This window comes from Parabacteroides sp. CT06 (genome assembly GCF_002257605.1).
In the GTDB taxonomy this organism is placed as follows: Bacteria; Bacteroidota; Bacteroidia; order Bacteroidales; family Tannerellaceae; genus Parabacteroides; species Parabacteroides distasonis.
On record NZ_CP022754.1, the window covers coordinates 2,107,219 to 2,129,219 of the forward strand.

20 protein-coding genes and 3 tRNA genes are annotated in these 22,001 nt (G+C 43.9%); 14 read left to right on the top strand and 9 right to left on the bottom strand.

Translation table 11 applies throughout. The annotated features are described in order from the left end of the window. Positions 1 to 37 precede the first annotated feature (37 nt). The 7 genes from CI960_RS09130 to CI960_RS09160 all read left to right on the top strand — a co-directional run bounded on the left by CI960_RS09130 (position 38) and on the right by CI960_RS09160 (position 5,140). Positions 38 to 1,183 carry an acyltransferase gene (locus CI960_RS09130; protein ID WP_005856971.1) on the top strand — a complete coding sequence of 382 codons (1,146 nt, stop codon included), beginning with the start codon at positions 38 to 40 and terminating at the stop codon, positions 1,181 to 1,183. Positions 1,184 to 1,328: 145 nt separating this feature from the next. Continuing rightward, positions 1,329 to 2,684 (top strand): dipeptidase, encoded by a 1,356-nt coding sequence (locus tag CI960_RS09135; protein WP_005856969.1) that lies wholly within the window; start codon positions 1,329 to 1,331, stop codon positions 2,682 to 2,684. A gap of 11 nt (positions 2,685 to 2,695) precedes the next feature. Next, a complete protein-coding gene (locus CI960_RS09140; protein WP_005856967.1) occupies positions 2,696 to 3,952 on the top strand; it encodes an amidohydrolase in 1,257 nt (418 codons plus the stop codon). An 11-nt stretch (positions 3,953 to 3,963) separates the two neighbouring features. Then, on the top strand, positions 3,964 to 4,788 hold the full coding sequence (locus CI960_RS09145; RefSeq protein WP_005856965.1) for a purine nucleoside phosphorylase I, inosine and guanosine-specific: 825 nt from the start codon (positions 3,964 to 3,966) through the stop codon (positions 4,786 to 4,788). Between the two features lie 82 nt (positions 4,789 to 4,870). Next, positions 4,871 to 4,943: transfer RNA gene (locus CI960_RS09150), tRNA-Gly, on the top strand. Positions 4,944 to 4,959: 16 nt separating this feature from the next. Beyond that, a tRNA-Leu gene (locus CI960_RS09155) sits at positions 4,960 to 5,043 on the top strand. Positions 5,044 to 5,056: 13 nt separating this feature from the next. Continuing rightward, positions 5,057 to 5,140 (top strand) — tRNA-Leu (locus CI960_RS09160). A gap of 139 nt (positions 5,141 to 5,279) precedes the next feature. On the opposite strand, the gene CI960_RS09165 is transcribed toward CI960_RS09160, so the two are convergent. Beyond that, on the bottom strand, positions 5,280 to 7,838 hold the full coding sequence (locus CI960_RS09165) for an ATP-dependent Clp protease ATP-binding subunit (RefSeq protein ID WP_005856963.1): 2,559 nt from the start codon (positions 7,836 to 7,838) through the stop codon (positions 5,280 to 5,282). 204 nt (positions 7,839 to 8,042) lie between these two features. On the opposite strand from CI960_RS09165, the gene gyrA reads away from it, so the two are divergent. Beyond that, entirely contained in the window at positions 8,043 to 10,655 is a 2,613-nt protein-coding gene (gyrA, locus tag CI960_RS09170; RefSeq protein WP_094582329.1) for a DNA gyrase subunit A, read from the top strand. A 42-nt stretch (positions 10,656 to 10,697) separates the two neighbouring features. After that, a complete protein-coding gene (locus tag CI960_RS09175; protein WP_005856958.1) occupies positions 10,698 to 11,915 on the top strand; it encodes a lipopolysaccharide assembly protein LapB in 1,218 nt (405 codons plus the stop codon). Positions 11,916 to 12,207: 292 nt separating this feature from the next. Here the strand turns inward: CI960_RS09175 and CI960_RS09180 are convergent, their stop codons facing one another. From CI960_RS09180 to CI960_RS09205, 6 genes are read right to left on the bottom strand one after another with little or no spacing between them, the layout of a single operon-like run. Then, the gene (locus CI960_RS09180) at positions 12,208 to 12,747 is read right to left on the bottom strand and encodes a sensor histidine kinase (RefSeq protein ID WP_005856956.1); all 540 of its coding nucleotides are present in this window, start codon (positions 12,745 to 12,747) and stop codon (positions 12,208 to 12,210) included. After that, the gene (locus tag CI960_RS09185; protein WP_005856954.1) at positions 12,740 to 13,486 is read right to left on the bottom strand and encodes a PHP domain-containing protein; all 747 of its coding nucleotides are present in this window, start codon (positions 13,484 to 13,486) and stop codon (positions 12,740 to 12,742) included. The genes CI960_RS09180 and CI960_RS09185 overlap by 8 nt, the downstream gene beginning before the upstream one ends. Further along, positions 13,483 to 13,827 (bottom strand): DRTGG domain-containing protein, encoded by a 345-nt coding sequence (locus CI960_RS09190; RefSeq protein ID WP_005856952.1) that lies wholly within the window; start codon positions 13,825 to 13,827, stop codon positions 13,483 to 13,485. Before CI960_RS09190 ends, CI960_RS09185 begins: the two co-directional genes overlap by 4 nt. Beyond that, complete coding sequence (locus tag CI960_RS09195) at positions 13,814 to 15,193, bottom strand: [Fe-Fe] hydrogenase large subunit C-terminal domain-containing protein (protein ID WP_005856950.1); 1,380 nt, start codon at positions 15,191 to 15,193, stop codon at positions 13,814 to 13,816. The genes CI960_RS09190 and CI960_RS09195 overlap by 14 nt, the downstream gene beginning before the upstream one ends. Positions 15,194 to 15,196: 3 nt before the next feature. Next, positions 15,197 to 15,622, bottom strand: coding sequence for an ATP-binding protein (locus tag CI960_RS09200; RefSeq protein WP_005856948.1), 426 nt, complete (start codon positions 15,620 to 15,622; stop codon positions 15,197 to 15,199). An 18-nt stretch (positions 15,623 to 15,640) separates the two neighbouring features. After that, entirely contained in the window at positions 15,641 to 15,985 is a 345-nt protein-coding gene (locus CI960_RS09205) for a hypothetical protein (RefSeq protein WP_005856945.1), read from the bottom strand. 112 nt (positions 15,986 to 16,097) lie between these two features. On the opposite strand from CI960_RS09205, the gene CI960_RS09210 reads away from it, so the two are divergent. After that, entirely contained in the window at positions 16,098 to 17,471 is a 1,374-nt protein-coding gene (locus tag CI960_RS09210) for an aminopeptidase P family protein (RefSeq protein ID WP_005856943.1), read from the top strand. 99 nt (positions 17,472 to 17,570) lie between these two features. Here CI960_RS09210 and CI960_RS09215 read toward each other — a convergent pair whose 3' ends face one another. Both CI960_RS09215 and CI960_RS09220 read right to left on the bottom strand, forming a co-directional pair. After that, complete coding sequence (locus CI960_RS09215) at positions 17,571 to 18,251, bottom strand: hypothetical protein (RefSeq protein ID WP_005856941.1); 681 nt, start codon at positions 18,249 to 18,251, stop codon at positions 17,571 to 17,573. Between the two features lie 241 nt (positions 18,252 to 18,492). After that, on the bottom strand, positions 18,493 to 18,993 hold the full coding sequence (locus CI960_RS09220) for a thioredoxin family protein (protein ID WP_005856939.1): 501 nt from the start codon (positions 18,991 to 18,993) through the stop codon (positions 18,493 to 18,495). Positions 18,994 to 19,650: 657 nt separating this feature from the next. On the opposite strand from CI960_RS09220, the gene CI960_RS09225 reads away from it, so the two are divergent. Genes CI960_RS09225 through CI960_RS09240 form a run of 4 tightly spaced genes read left to right on the top strand, consistent with a single transcriptional unit; the run spans position 19,651 to position 21,988 of the window. After that, positions 19,651 to 20,478 carry an ATP-binding cassette domain-containing protein gene (locus CI960_RS09225; protein ID WP_005856937.1) on the top strand — a complete coding sequence of 276 codons (828 nt, stop codon included), beginning with the start codon at positions 19,651 to 19,653 and terminating at the stop codon, positions 20,476 to 20,478. 12 nt (positions 20,479 to 20,490) lie between these two features. Then, positions 20,491 to 21,207: a hypothetical protein gene (locus tag CI960_RS09230; protein ID WP_005856935.1), complete on the top strand. Its 717-nt coding sequence runs from the start codon at positions 20,491 to 20,493 to the stop codon at positions 21,205 to 21,207. Further along, entirely contained in the window at positions 21,204 to 21,572 is a 369-nt protein-coding gene (locus tag CI960_RS09235) for a GntR family transcriptional regulator (protein WP_005856933.1), read from the top strand. The genes CI960_RS09230 and CI960_RS09235 overlap by 4 nt, the downstream gene beginning before the upstream one ends. Positions 21,573 to 21,580: 8 nt before the next feature. Beyond that, a complete protein-coding gene (locus CI960_RS09240) occupies positions 21,581 to 21,988 on the top strand; it encodes a hypothetical protein (protein WP_005856931.1) in 408 nt (135 codons plus the stop codon). Positions 21,989 to 22,001: the final 13 nt, after the last annotated feature.

The window sequence follows — 22,001 nt, forward strand, 5'->3', positions numbered from 1 at the left end:
CTTTGTCACCCATCTTTTAAATTTAACACATAAATCCATGAGCAACGCAACAACACAGTCACATATCGTGTGGCTCGATGTAATACGAACCGTAGCTATGCTGATGGTTATCGGAGTACATTGTATAGATCCTTTTTATATCTCACCTACACTCGGAAGTTTACCGGAATATAAACATTGGGCCGCTGTTTACGGCTCTCTTTTACGGCCCTCTGTTCCTCTTTTCGTTATGATGACGGGACTTTTACTATTGCCTATACGGGAACAATCTTTAGGTGTTTTCTATAAAAAGAGAATATATAGGGTATTATTTCCTTTTTTGATATGGTCTGTATTATACAATATATTCCCTTGGGTTACAGGGCTATTAGGTTTGCCGAAAGAGATAATCGGTGAGTTTTTCTGCTATGTGCAAGGAAATGAGTCACAATCCTTATCCGACGCATTGAAAGACATCGCCATGATCCCGTTCAATTTCAGTTTTAAGGAAAACCATATGTGGTACATTTATTTACTCATCGGATTGTATCTGTATATGCCATTCTTCTCCGCATGGATCGAGAAGGCGGATCGTTCCAAAGAGAGGGTCTATTTAGGGATATGGTTCGTATCTCTTTTCTTGCCTTATATGTCTGCCTATATCAGCAAATATTTATACGGGGAAGCGACGTGGAATCAATTCGGCATGTTTTATTATTTCGCAGGATTCAACGGATATCTCCTATTAGGACATTACTTAAAACAAGGTAATAATTGGAATATTTGGAAAACCTTCGCTATTTGCGCAGCCATGTTTGTGGTTGGTTATGCCATAACCTATAGTGGATTCAGTTCGGCCGCAGCGAATCCCGAGGCAACAGAATTGGATATGGAGTTATTTTTCACCTTCTGTAGTCCGAATGTAGTCTTAATGACGGCGGCTGTATTTATTTTTCTTCAAAAGGTACGTATTCATAATACTCTCATAGCTAAAAAACTATCGAAAATATCCAAATATGGTTTCGGAATCTATATCGTACATTATTTTGTCGTAGGTCCGATCTTTATCTTGATCGGGAAGTTTGATTTACCGATACCTTTGCAAGTACCCATAATGGCACTTTTGATTTTCATAATCTCATGGGCGTTTACTTGGTTCATGTACCGTATATTAGGTGAACGAGCTAAATGGATCATGGGATGAAACTCTTTCGTATACTGCAACCCGCCTTGCCGTGTTACTGCACGCCTATTGTAGTAACACGGCTAAAATACCATAAAACTCCTTGCAATCCCCATCTGTTTCGTTATATTTGCTACAATTTATAAACTTGATAAAATAAAACGCTATGTCAGTAAAATCTTATATCGAATCCAATAAGGATCGTTTTCTTGAGGAATTGTTCTCTTTAATCCGCATTCCGTCAATCAGCGCCAAGCATGAGAATAAGCCGGACATGTTGACATGTGCCCAGCGTTGGACTGAGGTGCTGTTGTCTTCTGGTGCGGATAAGGCCGAGGTAATGCCTACGAAAGGCAATCCTGTCGTATACGCCGAGAAAATGGTATCTCCCAATGCTCCGACCGTATTGGTTTACGCTCATTACGACGTGATGCCTGCCGAACCACTAGAACTGTGGAAGAGTGAACCTTTCGAGCCGGTGATCCGGGACGGACGCATTTGGGCCCGTGGAGCAGACGATGATAAGGGACAGGGTATGATTCAAGTAAAAGGTTTTGAGACAGCGATTAAAGAAGGTTTGTTACAGTGTAACGTGAAGTTTATTTTCGAAGGAGAGGAGGAGATAGGTTCTCCTAGCTTGGAAGATTTTTGCCGGGAACATAAAGAATTATTGAAAGCGGATGTAATCCTCGTTTCCGATACAAGCATGGTCAGCGCTGAAACACCGTCGCTCACGACAGGCTTACGTGGTTTGGCTTACTGGGAAATAGAAGTAACCGGACCGAACCGCGATTTGCATTCCGGTCATTTTGGCGGAGCCGTAGCGAATCCGATCAATGTACTTTGCAAATTGATGGCAGATATCACCGACGTGGATGGACGCATCACGATCCCGGGTTTTTATGACGACGTGGAGGATGTATCTCCCGCAGAACGGGAGATGATCGCCCAAATCCCATTCGACGAGGAAAAATATAAGAAAGCGATCGGGGTAGACGTTCTTTTCGGAGAGAAAGGCTATTCTACGCTAGAACGTAATAGTTGTCGGCCTTCTTTCGATATCTGTGGTATTTGGGGCGGATATACGGGGGAAGGAAGCAAAACTGTATTGCCTTCAAAGGCTTATGCCAAGGTTTCCACTCGTTTGGTTCCACACCAAGATCATGCCAAGATCTCCCAAATGTTTGAGGAGTATATAGCTCGTGTGACCCCACCTTATGTTAAAGTGAAAGTTACGCCCAGCCATGGCGGGCAAGGATATGTTTGTCCGATAGACTTGCCAGCTTATCAAGCGGCAGAAAAGGCTGTTGGCATCGCATTCGGGAAGAAACCGTTGGCGGTTCGTCGCGGAGGTAGCATTCCTATTATCTCTACATTCGAGCAGGTATTAGGTATCAAGACCGTACTGATGGGATTCGGCTTGGAGCAAAATGCGATCCATTCGCCCAACGAGAGTCAGGAGTTGGATATCTTCTTCAAGGGAATCGAGTCGGTAGCGGAATTCTACCGTTTATATAAATAAGAAGGAAGAAGATGAGTATATTAATAAAGAATGTCCTGTTTAACGATAGGACGATTGATATCTATATCGAAGGAAAAGAGATCAAGCAAATAGGAGAGGGCTTGTCTTTTCCTGCCGATAAGATACTGGATGGTAGCCGTAAAGCCGTCATTCCCGGTTTCGTGAACGCTCATACACATGCTGCCATGACTTTGTTCCGCGGCTTCGGCGATGATATGCCGCTTATGCCATGGCTTGAGCAAAAGATCTGGCCGAATGAGGCGAAAATGACCCGTGAGGATGTATATTGGGGAGCGAAATTAGCGTGCTTGGAAATGATAAAAAGTGGCACGACCACTTTCTTCGACATGTATCAACGCCCTCGTGTCACGGCCGATGTGACGGAAGAGATGGGATTGCGAGGTATCATAGCCGGCGTTTGCTTCGATGGTTTTGATAAAGAAGAGGCGGAGAAATGCAAACGCCATAACGAACGACTGATCCAAGATGTGGATAACTACAGCAAACGGGTTCGCTTCTCGATCGGGCCGCACGCTATCTATACCGTTTCCGGTGAGCTTCTGAAATGGGCGCATCAGTTCGCCATGGAACACCAAATCCCTATCCATCTGCATCTGGCAGAGACAGAGGGGGAAGTGAAAGACTCTCTCGATAGATTCGGACTCACTCCCGTACGTTATTTATATGAGTTAGGTGTGCTTTCTCCACGTTTGATCATCGCTCATGGAATTTACATCGATGATGACGAGCTTCGTATGTTGGCCGATCACGAGGTGAAAGTCGTACATAACCCGGCCTCAAACATGAAACTGGCTTCCGGCATGCATTTTAAGTTCAAGGAAATGCGCCAATTGGGTATTACCGTGGGATTGGGAACGGACGGTTGTTCCTCTTCCAATAACTTGGATATGATCGAGGCGATGAAGCTGGCTTCCCTGTTAGGAAAAGCTTGGCGAAAGGATCCCGAAGCCTTGACCGCAAATGAGATGCTGCAAGCCGCTACTGCGGAAGGAGCCGTTATGTTCGGTTTAAAAGCCGGGCAGATCAAGGAAGGGTATTTAGCCGATCTATGTTTGATAGATCTCAACACCCCCGCTTTTACCCCAAACTTCAATTTCGTCTCAAATCTTGTATACGCCGCCAACGGCAGTTGCGTGGATACCGTTATCTGTGATGGTAAAATATTGATGGAGAATAAGAAGGTACCGGGAGAGGACGAGATTATGGAGAAAGCGGCAGAGATAGCTTATAACTTGATGAAACGTTAAATTGATTAAATATGGAAATGATTAAAACCGAACAATATCGGGAAGCGGCCGCCTATTTAGCTAGCCGGATCGAAGGTAACCCGGAGACCGCCATTATCCTTGGTAGTGGCTTAGGCTCTTTAGCCGATCAAATAATAGACCCTATAGTGATACCTTATGTGGAGATCCCACATTTTATGAAATCTACCGCTACCGGGCATAAGGGGAATTTTATTTGTGGCAAACTAGGGGATAAGCAAGTCTTGGCTATGCAAGGCCGTTTTCACTACTATGAGGGCTACACAATGCAACAGGTCACTTTTCCCGTACGTGTAATGAAGCTCTTAGGAATCAAGAACCTTTTGGTCTCGAACGCCGCCGGAGGTATCAATAATACGTTCAAGGTAGGTGATCTGATGATCATCCGGGATCATATCAATATGATGCCGAACCCGCTGATCGGTCCGAACAATGAGGATTTCGGCACTCGTTTCCCGGATATGACCCGTGCTTATGATCGTGAATTTATCCGCTATGTGGAAGAAATAGCCGCCTCCCGATCTATCCCGTTAAAGAAAGGTGTATATGTAGGTTTGACAGGCCCTTCCTTCGAGACTCCTTCCGAGTATGCTTTCTATGGAAAAGTCGGGGGAGATGCGATCGGTATGAGTACGGTACCGGAAGTAATCGTGGCACGTCATGCGGGCTTGCGTGTATTCGGTATGTCTGTCATCACGAACGAAGGTTATCACTTCGCTGACGACTTTGTAAATGATGGTGCCGATGTTATCGTAGCGGCTAATAAAGCAGCATCTGTTATGACACAACTATTTAGAGAATTGGTCAAAAAAATCTAATAAAAAAGTAGCGCAAAGGCTTGGTGGTTTCAATGAAATCACTACCTTTGCACTCGCAATCGAGAACAAAGCGGTTGCATATGCGGAAGTAGCTCAGTTGGTAGAGCATAACCTTGCCAAGGTTAGGGTCGCGGGTTCGAGTCCCGTCTTCCGCTCTTTCTCGTATTGATTGCCCAGGTGGCGGAATTGGTAGACGCGCTCGTTTCAGGTGCGAGTGGTTTTGCGATCGTGCAGGTTCGAGTCCTGTTCTGGGCACCCTTTCTAAAATGCGCAGGTGGTGGAATTGGTAGACACGCTACTTTGAGGGGGTAGTGCCGGTTACGGCGTGTGAGTTCAAGTCTCATCCTGCGTACTTAAGTAAAAAAAGAAATAAGAGCATGATCTATTCAATTAGGTCATGCTTTTTTTGCGTGTCAAAATGACAGACGAATAAGATGGACGAACATAAAAAAAGCCGGACTCACGCCCGGCTTCTATATTCATAGACAAACTTATTCAGCATCTTTCTTTTTTATCGAAGTCGTGATTTTCTGCTCTTCCTTATCAAAGTCTACGATAATCGTATCGCCTTCACCTACTGAAGCACGGATAATCATCTCCGCCATCTCATCTTCCAGATACTTCTGGATCGCACGCTTCAACGGACGGGCACCGAATTGGACATCGTAGCCTTTTGTGGCAATGAAATCTTTTGCCTCGTCTGTGATCGACAACTCATAACCCAGATTTGATACACGCTGATACAGACCCTGTAACTCAATATCGATAATCTTATGAATAGCGGCTTTATCAAGCTGATCGAACATAATGATATCATCCACACGGTTCAAGAACTCTGGAGCAAACGCTTTATTCAACGCTTTCTGGATCACGCTACGGGAGAAATCCTTATCCGGCTCACCGGCCATCTGGGTATTGAAACCAACGCCACGACCAAAATCTTTCAATTGCCGGGTACCGATATTGGAAGTCATGATCAAGATCGTATTCTTGAAGTCAATACGTCTACCCAGACTATCCGTCAAACGGCCTTCATCCAAGACTTGCAACAGCAAGTTAAATACATCCGGATGCGCTTTCTCGATTTCGTCCAATAAGACCACCGAATAGGGCTTGCGACGTACTTTCTCCGTTAACTGACCACCTTCCTCGTAACCAACGTATCCGGGAGGCGCTCCGATCAAACGGGAAACAGCGAATTTCTCCAAGTATTCACTCATATCGATACGTACCAAAGAATCCGCCGAATCAAATAGATATTCAGCAAGCTTCTTGGCCAAGTGAGTCTTACCTACACCCGTCGGTCCTAGGAACATAAAAGTTCCGATCGGCTTATTCGGATCTTTCAAGCCGACACGGTTACGTTGAATTGCCTTTACGATCTTTTGAACAGCATCATCCTGCCCAACCACCTTACTTTTCAATACGTCCGCCATTTCCAGAAGCTTGACATTCTCTGCCTTAGCGATACGTTGAACAGGTACACCGGACATCATGGCAACAACTTCAGCGACCTTCTCTTCATCAACGGTCTCCCGATGTTCTTGAAGCTCTTGTTCCCATTTAGCTTTCGCAGCCTCCAGTTGCAATAAATACTGACGCTCCTTATCGCGGAAACTTGCGGCTAACTCAAAGTTCTGAGATTTCACGGCCGCTAATTTCTCATTCTTCGTATCCTCGATCTTTGCCTCAAGCTCTTCGATACTTTTCGGAACAATGATATTAGATATATGTACACGGGAACCGGCCTCGTCTAAAGCATCGATCGCCTTATCTGGGAAATTACGGTCACTGATATATCTTTCTGTCAATTTTACACACGCTTGTAAAGCATCTTCAGTATAGATCACGTTATGGTGCTCCTCATAACGAGGTTTGATATTACGCAAGATCTGCAAAGTTTCTTCCGCCGTAGTCGGATCAACGATCACTTTCTGGAAACGACGTTCCAACGCACCGTCTTTCTCGATATTCTTACGATATTCATCCAAAGTAGTAGCGCCAATGCATTGAATCTCACCACGAGCCAACGCAGGTTTCAGCATATTCGCCGCATCCATAGATCCGGAAGCGGAACCAGCGCCAACAATCGTATGAATCTCATCGATAAAGAGGATGATATTCGGGTTCTTCGATAACTCATTCAAGATAGCCTTAATACGTTCCTCGAATTGTCCGCGGTATTTTGTACCGGCGACAATAGAAGCCATATCCAAGCTAATCACACGCTTATCGAATAACACCCGGGAAACCTTACGCTGAATAATGCGTAAAGCCAATCCCTCTACGATAGCTGACTTACCCACACCCGGCTCACCAATCAATACCGGATTATTTTTCTTCCTACGGCTTAATATCTGGGCCAAACGCTCAATTTCCTTCTCACGTCCCACAATCGGATCTAGACGGTTTTCTGCGGCGGCACGTGTCATATCCGTTCCGAAGTTATCCAGAACAGGTGTATCATTAGGGGATTTCGGTTGAGCGGCTCCCGCTCCAGTACCGGAAGAGGGGCGAGATGCCTCACGACGAGAGGAGAAACCTTCGTCCTCGTCATCTTCGTCATCATCCGTATATCCGTCGCTGATCTCGTCGAATTCCTCCATATTGTTCAAACCGGTTCCGCTTACTAATATATTATATGCGGAACGATAAGTAATACCCGCGTCGTTCAACACCTTGGCAGCAACATTAAACTCCTCTTTCAATATCGCCAATAGAAGATGTTCCGTATCGGTCTCATCTTCCTTGAATAAACGAGATTCCAGCATACTCATACGCAAGACACGTTCTGTAGTCTTACTTATAGCGATCTCATGCTGGACAGAATCCTCAGAATCGAATGTGTTCTTTATTTCTTGCTCAATCTTGCGTTTAATATCCATCGGATCGGTATGTAGCTCTCGCAAGACACGCATTGCCTCGCCTTCGCCTTCCCGGATGATGCCTAGCATCAAATGTTCCGGCCCGATATAGCTATTCTGGAGCCTAGCCGCTTCTTCACGGCTATACTCAATCACGTCAATCAATCTTTTCGAATAATTTTTCATACTATATTATATATGTACTGATTACGCAAAGTTACATAATCTATTCCAACTATCATCAAATTTCGTGCCATTATTCCTTAATAAGCCTTGAAAAGCCCGGAGGCTCAAAATTTCAAGACAAATTCTTTCGTAGTATACGGAAAAACCTTACCTTAGTGCAATTTTTCAGAGGTGAGATATTGAGTGTAATTAATATAAAACTAAATGGTTGATCAAGACAGAATTATTAAGATTAACATCGAAGAGGAAATGAAATCGGCATACATTGATTATTCAATGTCTGTCATTGTTTCACGTGCTCTTCCTGATGTTAGGGATGGCTTTAAGCCGGTTCACCGCCGTATTTTATTTGGAATGAATGAACTGGGTAACACATCCGACAAACCTTATAAAAAATCTGCGAGAATAGTTGGTGAAGTTTTAGGTAAATATCATCCACATGGCGACTTGTCTGTATATTTCGCCATGGTTCGTATGGCCCAGACATGGTCTATGCGTTATCCGTTAGTAGACGGACAAGGTAACTTCGGTTCAGTGGACGGTGATAGTCCTGCCGCTATGCGTTATACAGAGGCACGACTGAGTAAACTCGCCGAAGAAATGCTCCGGGATATCGATAAGGACACGGTAGATTTCCAGCTTAACTTCGATGATACGTTGAAGGAGCCGACCGTATTACCGACTCGTGTTCCTAACTTACTTGTAAATGGTGGATCGGGTATCGCCGTTGGTATGGCTACGAATATGCCAACTCATAACTTGAGCGAGGTATTAGATGGTTGTATCGCTTATATCGATGCCAAGGGAGATATCGAGGTAGAGGGCTTAATGCAATATATCAAGGCTCCGGACTTCCCTACAGGCGCTACAATTTATGGCTACGCAGGCGTGAAAGACGCTTTCGAGACGGGTAGGGGACGTATCATCCTTCGCGGTAAAGCCGAGATTGAGGTGGAGAATAATCATGAGAAGATTATTATTACCGAGATTCCTTATTTGGTAAATAAGGCTGAGTTGATCAAGTATATCGCTGACCTGGTAAACGAGAAGCGTATCGATGGCATTTCCAATGTCAATGACGAGTCCGACCGTAGCGGTATGCGTATCGTAGTTGACGTGAAACGTGACGCGAACTCGAGTGTCGTACTAAATAAATTGTATAAGCTTACGGCTCTGCAATCCTCATTCAGCGTTAATAATATCGCTTTGGTGAACGGCCGTCCGAGGTTGCTTAACTTAAAAGACTTAATCAAGGCGTTTGTTGAGCACCGTCATGAGGTCGTTATCCGGCGTACAAAATATGAATTGAGGAAAGCGGAAGAGAGAGCCCATATATTGGAAGGCTTGATCATCGCTTCCGATAATATAGACGAGGTAATCGCGATTATCAAGTCTTCCAAGAGCCCGCAAGAGGCTATCGAGCGTTTGATCGAACGTTTCTCTTTATCTGAGCTTCAAGCACGTGCGATTGTCGAGATGAGACTTCGTCAGTTGACAGGTCTGGAACAAGATAAATTGCGTGCGGAATATGAGGAGATCGAGAAGTTGATCGCTTATTTGAATGAGATTCTGGAGAATGAGGACCTTTGCATGAAGGTTATCAAAGATGAATTATTAGAAATCAAGGATAAATTTGGCGACGAACGTAAGACGGATATCGTTTACGCCTCTGAGGAATTAAATCCGGAGGATTTCTACGCGGATGATGAGATGATCATTACCGTATCTCATATGGGATATATCAAACGTACCCCGTTAAGCGAGTTCCGTGCCCAAGGCCGTGGTGGTGTAGGAGCGAAGGGTTCCGAGACTAGAGACGAGGATTTCGTTGAGTATATCTATCCGGCATCCATGCACGCGACCTTATTATTCTTCACGGCAAAAGGTAAATGTTATTGGTTGAAGGTATTCGAGATTCCGGAAGGAGCTAAGAACGCTAAAGGGCGTGCGATCCAGAATCTTCTGAATATCGAGCCGGATGATAAGGTACAAGCCTTTATACGTGTTAAGAAATTAACCACCGATACGGAATTCATTAATTCTCATTACCTATTATTCTGTACGAAAAAAGGTGTGATCAAAAAGACCTTGTTGGAGGCCTATTCCCGTCCTCGTCAAAACGGTGTGAACGCTATTACATTGCGTGAAGACGATGGCTTGATCCAAGTATGTATGACGAATGGTAACAACGAGGTGATCATAGCGAACCGTAACGGCCGGGCGATCCGTTTCCATGAAAGCGCGGTACGTGTAATGGGCCGTACGGCTTCCGGAGTGAAAGGTATGACTTTGGACGAGGATAATACCGATGAAGTCGTTGGTATGATCTGTATCAAGGACAAGGAAAAAGAGACCGTACTCGTCGTATCAGAGCAGGGATATGGAAAACGTTCCTCTATCGAGGATTATCGTATAACGAATCGTGGCGGTAAAGGCGTAAAAACCATTAATATCACGGAGAAGACCGGTAAATTAGTTGCCATCAAGAATGTTACGGACGAGAACGATTTAATGATTATCAATAAGTCGGGTATCGCTATCCGTATGAAAGTGGCCGATTTAAACGTAATAGGACGTGCTACTCAAGGTGTTCGTTTGATTAATCTAGAAAAGCGCAACGACGAAATCGCTTCTGTATGTAAAGTATTGTCTGAGAGTGAAGAGGAGATAGCCGAGCAAAAAGCGGAACAAGAAGCCAGACAAGAGAATGAGGGAAGAGAGTTCAGTGAGAATCAAGCTAGTCTAGGTACTGATGTTGATCTACCGGAATCAGAGGAGGATAACGAACAAAATGATAACGAAGAAATAACTGAATAATTTTAAACAAATAGAAATATTAATCTCAAAATTACTATCACAATGAAACGAGTATTATTAACAGTGGCACTATGTGTCGCAGCATCGGTCTCTTTTGCACAGAAAAAAGCTGTAAATGAGGCTCAAAGTATAGCTAAGGGTTCAACTCCTGATTTCTCGGAAGCCAGAACTCTTATTAAAGGAGCTTTGGAAAATCCAGAAACAAAGGATGACGCTAAAACTTGGTATGTTGCCGGTTTTATCGAGGATCAACAGTTCAGCAACGAAAGAACTAAACAAGTCTTGGGCCAACAACCGGACGAGCCTGTTATGTACGAGGCATTGGGTAGTATTTTGCCATACTTTGAGAAAGCATATGAGTTAGATCAACTTCCTAATGAAAAAGGAAAAGTTAAACCTAAGTTCACGAAAGATATCAAAGGTATCCTAGGAGCAAACCACGTATATTACATCAATGGTGGTGCTTACTATTTCGATCAGAAAGATTATAACAAAGCTTACGATTTCTTCGAGCAATACCTGAAAATATCTGATATGCCGATGTTTAAAGGTGAGGCTGTCGCTGAAAGAGATTCAAACTTCATGACAGTTCAGTTCTATGCCGCTGTAGCAGCGACCCAACTTGGCGATTCTCAAAAAGCTATCGCAGCGTTAGAGCGTGCTAAAAATACGGATTATAGAGCAAGCGAGGTATATCAATACTTATGCTATGAGTATGAGCAAGCTAAGGATACCGTGAATTTAGAGAAGACTTTGGAAGAAGGTTTGAATAAATTCCCCGAGGAACAGTATTTCTTAATGAGCCTTATAAACAATTACATCTATTCTAATAGAAATGAGAAAGCTATTGAATATTTGAACACAGCTATCGCTAAGGATTCCAACAATCCACAGCTTTACGATGTAATGGGCCGTGTTTATGAGACTGGTTTGAAAGATTACGCTAAAGCTGAAGAGTATTTCAAGAAAGCATTGGCGATCAATCCGGACTATATCGAATCTCTCTCTAACTTAGGTCGTGTATATTACAACCAAGGTGTAAACAAGCAAGGTGAGGCTAATATGATCAACGACGCAAAACAATATCAAGAGGAATTAGGCAAAGCTAAGGAATTTTTTAAGCAAGCTCTTCCTTACTTTGAGAAAGCTCACCAAATGAAACCAGAAGAAAGAGAATATATGACTGCTTTAAGAGGTATTTACTACAACTTGAATATGGGTGATAAATTCGATGCTATTGAAGCAGAGATGAATAAGTAATTTCTTCTTTCAGAATAAATGGAACCGTCTAGTAATATAAGGTTACTAGGCGGTTTTTTATTTGTGTATCATGTATCGGAGTAGTCATTTTTTGATCGTTCATAATACTATTAAACATAATGGGAATTATAAAATTAATAGCAAGATAAGGATAAATTAGTGCATTCAAGCAAAGCTTGTAGCTGCTTTGAGTAAAGACACAGATCTTTTCACGGCTGTGAAACGTTTGTTTCATGGATGTGAAAAGATCGTATCACAGCTGTGAAAAGATCAGATCACCTATATGAAAAGATTAATTCAAGCTTGACGCAACTATTTGATTCGCTATTAACTCCTTCAAATAAAGCATGACTTTCGGATGACTTAATGGCATGTCCTCTAGGATTTCTTTAAGCTCTCGCGTACTGATATCAAATGAAACCAGATCTGAATGATATGAGAAATGAATGTTTATGTCCGGATTACTGCCTATAAGCATAGCCATTGTACCCGCCAAATCTCCCCAAGGCGGACAATCAATATGAGATGAGACAAAACAAGCAACAACTACCGTACCTTTTCCCTGTATGGAAGATATTTCCACATTCCCGCCTGTTTGCTCCGCGTTTTGTATCAAGAAAGGTAAGCCTAGACCCACTTTTCGTGTCGTGCGAGTCGTATAAAACGGATTACGGATCAGAGAGACTGTTTCCGGATCCATACCACAGCCATTATCCGCGATACGAATACATATGGATGTGTCCTTTATCTGTATATCTATCTCTATATCAAAAGCTTTTGCTCTGATACTATTAGCGGTTATATCCGTGATATGAAACGAGAGATTATCCATGAGAGGCGAAAATTAAGTGATTGTCTTTTTGATCAAAAGCCTTTCGTAAGCCATCGAAGGTTAATTCCTCCGTTTGCCAAATGGAGGGCTGAGTACCTATTTGTTCGGGGTAATGAGCATCCGAGGCTGAGTATTGAGTCTGCTCTTTCAAATACCCGTGAATAGACAATAACTTACTGTATCTTTGCTGATTATTATATTCAATAGCATCTAAAGATAAGCAGGGGTCTATAAAACCTAATTGACTGATCAAGCTGAATGACGGACGTTCTACATGGGCGGCTACAAATAGAGCATCCACCTTACGTGCTTGAGCGGCTATTTGGTTTACGCTTTGATCCAAGGCGGAGAGCAAAAGATAGGGTACTTCTCCTAGAATCTCATTCTCCGCATTCACCCAAACTTGATCGCCAAAACGTTCCGGATCATTTGGAATCGGAGGGAGATGCTCTTCTAAATATCGTTGGAATCGCTTACGGGATTCATCGGTCGGGAAATAAACCAGACAATGCGCTTCCTCACGGGGCGTAACTTCTACGCCCGCAAAGACCCTCAGTCCGAATCTCTCGCCAAGGGATTGAATCTCCGGGCATTGTAAGGTCGTATTATGGTCCGTAATGGCAATAGCATCCAAACCTTTCGCTAAGGAACGACGCACGATCTCCGATGGACTCATTTCCAGACTGCCACATGGCGACAGGCAAGTATGGATATGTAAATCAGCTAAATACTGTTTCATCCATTCTCATTCTGTAATAAGCGGTAAATCATACCGGAAGCCTCGAACGCGGAGCGTGTAGTTCCTAAAAGAGGGACAGCCTCTTCCCTACCTTTTTGTAAGGTCTCATCATCCGGAGAGGTTCCGTTCACGATCAATACAGCGGAGGCGTCTTTTAAAGTAGCCACGGCCAGTATATTCTGATGGGTTTGCATGGTAATCCATAGCATACCCTCCTCGATATGTCCCATGACATCACTTAATAAATCGCTCGTATAGCCTCCGGTTATCTCTGTATCAAGGCCCTCTTCTCCACAAAATACAGTAAGATTCAACATCTTCACTAAATCACAAACCTTCATATTTAGCTCCTTTCTTATAACAATCCTTATTTAAACGATCTTTCCCCCATGTCTTCTCAACGATACGGAAGGCATGCTCTTGGTCTAGTTTACCGTGCTTCTCCATATTACGTTGCATAAATACGCAATCACTGAATTGAGCCTCGTGGCGTACGATATCCTCGGCCAAGCTTTGACAGTTCGGGCTGCCGCAAGCGCCACAATCGATTCCCGGTAGGTAGCACATCAATTTCCGCACTTGCTCCATTTTCTTCAGCATCTCATCGATCGTTCCATCGTACAACCGTTTGGGATTCGGTTGCACCGGACGGATCGTAATATGCTGCCTCAAATAGGATAAAGCCTCGAAATTATCGGCGGCGTATATCATCGGTACTTTATCCCGGTTCATGGATCGCTTCATGATACGCTCGGCCGTGAGGAAACGGTTCGCTACGGCTAATACACCTCCGGCACAGCTACGGTCGCAAGCCCTCAGTTCCAGAAAGTCTACGTTACGTACCTCGCTGGTCGTTTCCATTCGTTCCAAGAAATCGATCACATTATGGATCTCATCGATCGCGAGGCAACGACCGGAGAAATGTTTGGCCTCCCCTCCTGTCTGGCTCCATCGCATCTCTTTTTTCGTTAATGGCGGAGGAAGCTCACATTCCGGCTCATATCCTCTCGGGCGATTCTTAAGAATATGGTATACCTTATTATATAGGGTATCCATATTTATCACGCCTTTGATCGTAGATGAGTAACCTTCCGCTCCCTTCAACGCCGCAATTTTCGCCGCGCAAGGCGTAACATAAAAGATACCGATCTCTTCCGAGGGAACACCTTGCCCTTCCAATATCTTATGATAATAAGTGGCCGAGGCGTTTACCGGCGCTTTCACCAATAAGATATTATCCACCAGCGCAGGGAAACGGACTTGTATCAACCGGACGATAGCGGGGCAAAAAGAACTGATCACCGGCTTTTCCTCGGCGTTTTCCATCTGCCGTACCATTTCCTTATGGATCATATCGGCGGTAAACTCTACTTGGAAAACATGGGTAAAGCCCAGTTCCATAACGGCGCTGATAATTTCCTTCTCGGTCGTATACTTTGAGAACTGCCCGATAAATACCGTGGGCATCAACGCTACCCTGCATTTATAATCAAATATACGCTGGAAGTCATCCTGCTCCACATAGATAGCCTCTGTCGGGCACGATTTCAAGCACTCGCCGCAATCCACGCACCAATCCTTATGGATCAAAGCCTTACCATCCCGAATACGGATCGCTCCCGTAGGACACTCTTTCATGCAATGCGTACAGCCTATACAGCGGTCATTGTCAATCTTCAAGGCATGATAAAAATTAGCTTCCTCCATGGTCTACGCTCCTTCTTTATTAAACCATGTGACCATACGTACCGTGGTACCTACGTCTACTTGGCTCTCGATCGTTAATTCATCTACGTTCTTCTTCATATTTGGAAGTCCCATTCCGGCACCAAATCCCATCTCACGCACGGCCTCGGATGCCGTCGAATACCCTTCACGCATAGCTAGCGATATATCCGGGATTCCGGGCCCTTCATCCTTCAGTTCCAAAGATATTTTATCAGCGTCCAATTCAGCGACAACCGTTCCTCTCCAAGCGTGAGCCACGATATTCACCTCCGCCTCATAAAGCGCCACGACCACCCGCTTAATGATCCGGGGATCGATAGCCAATTGCTTCAAGACCTTCTTTATCTGGCTAGACGCATAACCCGCCTTCGAGAAATTACCGCCCTCCAACTCAAACTTAAATAGCATATCTCACGACCTCCTTTCTCAATATATAGGAAGGAGCCCCGCGCTATAAAGCTCTCCGACCGTATGATACATAGAATGATCCGTCTCCAGAAGAACCATATTGTTCTCACGAGCCAGCTCCAGCATATCCGGGGTTACTTTCTTCCCCCGCACGAAAAGTATATAAGAAACTTCCGCCATCTCCGCGGTACGGATCGTTTGCAAATTACAAAGTCCTGTCACCAACAGCACATCACCACAATCCAGCGTAAGCACGTCACTCATCAGATCGCTGGCAAAAGCGCACTGCACATCATTCTCCCGTTTCTCTGAGCCACAGACGATGGAGGCATCGGTAAGTTCTTGAATTCTTTGAATCTTCATAAGGTACCAGAGGTTACATTTTACATGGGCTAATGTAAGAAATAATTTCGAATGTCGGCCTAGTATATTACATTAATTACTATCTTTGGTACACTAACAAAAAATAATCCTTATGTTCAGTAAAGAAACTTATATGGCCCGCCGGGCTAAGCTGAAACAAACCATAGGTTCCGGTTTGTTGCTATTCCTTGGAAACGACGAGAGTGGGATGAACTACGCCGATAATACGTATCACTTCCGTCAAGACTCTACCTTCTTGTATTTCTTCGGATTGCCATACGCCGGGTTATCCGCTATCATCGATATCGATAACGATAAGGAGATCATCTTTGGCGATGAGTTGACTATAGACGCGATTGTATGGATGGGTACGCAGCCCACCCTAAAAGAGAAGAGCGAGGCCGCAGGTATCAAGGAAGTCCGTCCTTTTAAGGAGATCGAGACTTATTTGAAGAATGCCCAGCAAAAAGGCCAGCCAATCCATTATCTGCCGACGTATCGTGCGGAACACCAGATCAAGTTATTCCAATGGTTGGGTATCGTACCCGGCGCGGAGAAACCTTCCGTGCCTTTTATCATGGGTGTCGTAAACCAACGGAATTACAAGAGCGAGGAAGAAATTGCCGAGATCGAGAAAGCCTGTATCGTAACCGCCGATATGCACCTGACTGCCATGCGTACCGTACGTCCGGGAATCCGGGAGTCGGATGTAGCGGCTGCCGTTGCGGAAGTCGCTTTCGCCAACAATTACCAGCTCTCCTTCCCTATCATCGCCACGATCAATGGGCAGACCTTGCACAACCATGATCATAGTCATATGATTAAGAGCGGTGATATGCTATTATTGGACGCCGGTGCCGAGACTGAGATGGGATATGCCGGAGATATGTCGTCCACCATCCCAGCCGACTCTAAGTTCACGACCCGTCAAAAAGACATCTATGATATTCAAGTAGCCGCCCATGAGGCTGCCGTAGCGGCTTTGCGCCCGGGTATTCCTTTCGTGGATGTATATGAGTTGTCTTGTAAAGTGATCATGGAGGGTTTAAAGGACCTTGGTTTCGTGAAAGGAGATCCGATGGAGGCCGTAAAAGCCGGTGCTCACGCCATGTTTATGCCTTGTGGCCTAGGCCACATGATGGGATTGGATGTACATGATATGGAGAATCTGGGAGAGGTATACGTTGGTTATGACGGACAGCCGAAGAGTACGGAATTCGGACGTAAGTCATTGCGCTTGGGACGTAAGCTGGAACCGGGTTTTGTCTTGACCATCGAGCCGGGTGTATACTTCATCCCTGAATTAATGGATTTATGGAGAGGCCAGAACAAGTTCACCGAATTCATCAATTACGAGAAGTTGTTTACATATAAGGATTTCAGTGGCATACGTAACGAGGAAGACTATCTGATTACCGAGAACGGCGCTCGTCTATTAGGAAAGAAGATCCCTTTGCGTACGGAAGAAGTAGAAGCAATTCGATAAATCCTATACATTATTATATATAAGCTTATGCAAAAGGGGGAGCCTTAAAAACAGCTCTCCCTTTTTGGGCTAAACGAGAAAGACAATGTATGAAACGATTTAAAACCGATATCCGATACTTAGAAAGAATGAATGCATAAAACGAATCCGAGGCATACTAAGCCTTTTCCCCTCTACAATGAAGTTTCGCCCTCCACTATATAAATCAAAATTCGAAAATATATACCCCAAAGAGAATATATACCGCTGGTCTATATCGAGGCTCAACATACTTTTAATATGATAAAATAACGATTTACCTCCCTTGTTCTTTATATGATCGAATTTTTGAGGTATCCATACCCCGGGAGTGTTTGGAACATAGCTTATATTAAACTCTTGATTGACAGGCAAAGGAATGGTTAATCCGGGTGAAACGACCAAAGAGAGTCCCGTATCCTTGTCTTTCCCGAATTTAAAAGCGGGAGTTACTAACTGGATGGCCGGACGTAACGCAAAGAAATGACAGCCCGGATTACTCTCATCTGAATCCCAGAACCACTGATTATCTCTTGAAAACCCCGTATAACTATCTTTCTCAATCGTATTACAGAAAAGCAACCCCATAGTAATTCCCACATAAGGAATCGGTAGATAAGTAACAGATGGCTCTACCTCCCATGCTGAATTATTATTCAAGGCACCGGAGAGTTCTACTTTCCACATATGGGATTTTTCTACCTCTTGCGCCTGTCCCTCAAAGGTAAAGATCAAACAAATAAAGAAAAGTATAGATCTCATTATTTATAGGATGTTAGTTGTTCATTTACAGTAAAGACAGAGGACCTTCTCAATCACCCTATCCATTAGGGTTAATAAATCAAAAAGAGTTAATAATAAACACGGACTTAAAAAGAAAGCGTACATTTCCTTCTCAGACTATACATGCTATTTCATCATCTCGAAACGAAAACTTGTGAATCGATAAAAAAAGGCTGTCCCATCTTGAAGTGGAACAGCCCTCTTTGCTAAATAATACTGATTAAATTGCTTTCAGAATCTCGGTCAGTTTTTCCGGGGTGACGTTGGCGGCGATTATCACTCCTTCGTCGTTAATCAAGAAGTTCTTGAAACCTTTTCTTAAATCATACTTCTTGTACAACTCTGACTCTTTACCCAGTCCTTCGTGAAATTGCGTTGACAGATCCAACTTGTCAATCTTTACCGTCTCGGTAAAAATAGATTCTTTCTCATCCATAGAGATCGAACACATCGCGATTTTGTCCGGACCAAACTTGTTAACCTCATTCGCCAATTGCACGTTACGAGCCCGCGATTCCGCATCGTAAGCCGCCCAAAAGTTGAGCAATGTATAACGTCCTAATTGGTTGTGGAAACTGGCTTTAGCGTCGTTTCCCAAAAACTCTATTCTCGGAGCTAGATCACCGGGGTTCACACCCTCGGTAAGTTTCGCCTTTTTCGAACCGGCAGACATTCCTAATAACGCTACCGATGCGATGAGAACATAAGCTCTTACCTTCATATTTTCAATTTTACGTTAAACTTAATCGGGGGAATCTCCCGGGGGATAAACTCCCGACTCCTGATTTTCAGGATCGTAAACAAGCATGTTTCTTTCGCTAAAGAGACACTTACTTGTCTTTAACGGGTGCAAATATAAAGCCAAATACTTCTTTCCACCAAATTATATAGCGATTTTCTGCAAATTAGCAAGCTTTTTTATATGTTTTAGCGCACACATCGATAAAAAATTAACTGTTTTGCAACATAAATTTAGAAGTAGAGTACCTTTTTCTCCCCGAGAGAACCGCAAAATCATCAAGAATCATTAGCTTCCCGCTCCCCTACCTTTAGACCGATAACAGGGAATCCTTAGCGATTTCATCTTTAAGTATAGATTATCCAACGGCTGTTGCATAATCATCTAACAGTTGGTGCATGATCTTCCAACAGCCGTTAGAAGATCATGCACCAACTGAAAAATTAGCAATGCTTCAAGAGCAAACCGCTAATCCTTCTTGGAAAAGAGGCTAATAGCATTAAGAGATTCCCTTTAATCACCTTGTACTGCCATCTTGAAAAATAAAAGGAAAAAAATACCCTTCCCTCTTGTTTATTCAAAAACTTCCACTACATTTGCAGTGTACTATTAAACTAATACACTAAAGCAGCAAAACATATGATTACATTAAAAGAACTCTCATTCAGCTATAGCCGCAAAAAAGAGGTACTTGATCGTATCAATCTTGAGGTTGGATCGGGACACATCTGTGGCTTATTGGGAAAGAACGGTGAAGGAAAGACTACGCTTCTAAACCTTCTAAGCGGACAGATCTTTCCGGATCAAGGTTCTTGCCTCGTATTGGAGGAAATTCCTTCCGAGAGAAACGCTCGTTTCTTGCAGCAGATATTCTTATTGCCGGAGGAAATCTCCATGCCTGAGGTCACCGCCATAGAATATATAAAGATGTACGCGGCTTTTTATCCGACATTTAGAGACGATATCTGCAAGGCTTGCGTAGAATCGTTTGAGATCAATCTATCCGATCGCCTGTCGAAAATGTCTCAAGGACAACGGAAAAAGGTGGCGATAACCTTGGCGCTGGCCGCTCATACGCCCCTGCTTCTAATGGATGAACCAACAAATGGGCTGGACATTCCCTCGAAAGCGACATTCCGCAGACTGGTAGCCTCTTTGATAGATGACAATCAGACGGTTATTATCTCCACGCATCAGGTCAGGGATCTGGAAAGCTTGATCGACACGGTATTGATCTTAGACCAAAGGCAAATCCTATTGAATAAGACGTTGAACGAGATCGGCGAGAAACTTTATTTCGGACCACTCCTGCCGGAAGAGAAAGCTCTTTATTCCGAGCCTACCCCGCAAGGGACAATAGGCGTCACCGCACGGGAGGACAAGGAAGAGACAGCCGTATCCTTAGAGTTGCTCTTTAACGCGGCGATAACGTATCCCAAAGAGATCCAAAGAATCATGAACTCCTAAATACACATAGTTATGAAAACAGATTTCAGTATACAACGCATCAATCTTTTACTTCGCAAAGATTGGATAGAGAATAAGAAGAAATTAGCTTATGGGGTGTTGGTCATCCTCGGAGTCCTCTTCTTTTTCCTGTTATCCTCCATTTTATGGGATACGAGATTCCGTACCTTTACATTATATGTATTGGGATCATTAGGAACTTTTATCGCTTTCTGTAGCTACGTAAACTTAATGATACACCGCCCTAGAGGATTGTTCTTAACGCTTCCCGCGAGCAACCAAGAGAAATATGCCGCTATCCTAATCGAAGGCATCGTGGTATTCTTAGCATACCAAGTCACGTTCTGGACTGGGACGGGAATAGCCTCAATGCTCATTCATATACAGCCTGTAGCATTCAAGGACATTATCATGACCTTGCAAGATTTCACCATGCTGGCGTTTGTCGGTTCCTTGATGTTCCTCTCTTACGTCACATTCAAGAAGTATGCTTTAGGAATCGCTTGTGGTGGATATATATTGATAATCGCTTCTATCATAGGGATTGTTTATCTATGCATAAACATCTTGAATATCCAGCCGGGTATGAATAGTTTTTGTTATGAATCTTCCCCGCTTTATACCGCCGTGTATTGGCTGAGCTTTGCCTTTACACCCGCATTTCTCATCGCGACCCTCGTGGTCTTATACGTCGCTTATCTAAAACTTAAAGAAAAGGAACTAAGATGAACTACAATACGAATCAATCCATATTTATCCAGATAGCCGAGCGGATTTGCGACCGGGTATTGAGTGGTAATTACAAAGCCGATAGCCGTATTCCGTCCGTACGGGAACTGGCAGTAGAGATGGAAGTGAATCCGAACACGGTCATGCGTTCCTTCGAACGTCTGCAAGCCAACGATATTATTTACAACAAGCGTGGGATCGGCTACTTCGTCGCTTCCGACGCCGAGCAAAAAATCCGTGAGATGCGCCATAACCAGTTCGTGGAAGAGGTACTTCCCGCCGTCTTCAAGGAGATGCACCTGCTAGATGTAGGTATCGACGAGCTTACGAAAGCCTATACATTATATATATCTACCATTAAATAAAGACAATCATGAAAAAAAGTAATCGCGTGTTTATCGCCTTGATAGCGACATTATATATCGTTCCAGCCCTCACTTTCGGCGCTGCCCAGTTTACGTCGGAAAAATGCCTTACAGGTTTCACGCAAAAGTTTCAGATTATCCAGATAGATAATCCGGAGTTGAAAGCGGAAAACATAAAAGTCGATACGAGAACCGCCTCCGAATTTCCCCGGGGGCAAATACTGGAAGCAAAGGACCGGTCGTTACTCTATTACGAGGGAATGAAACGGTATTTGCCGGAAGTCAGCCGCCACGATTCTCTATTATTGGTTAGCGGGGCGAGGGACGCCGGGCAAGATAAAAATCTCACGTTGCATATCCGTATCAACAATATCCAGAAGATCCGTCTGAACGGAGAAGAGATTTGGACTAAGTAACAAGCACATACAC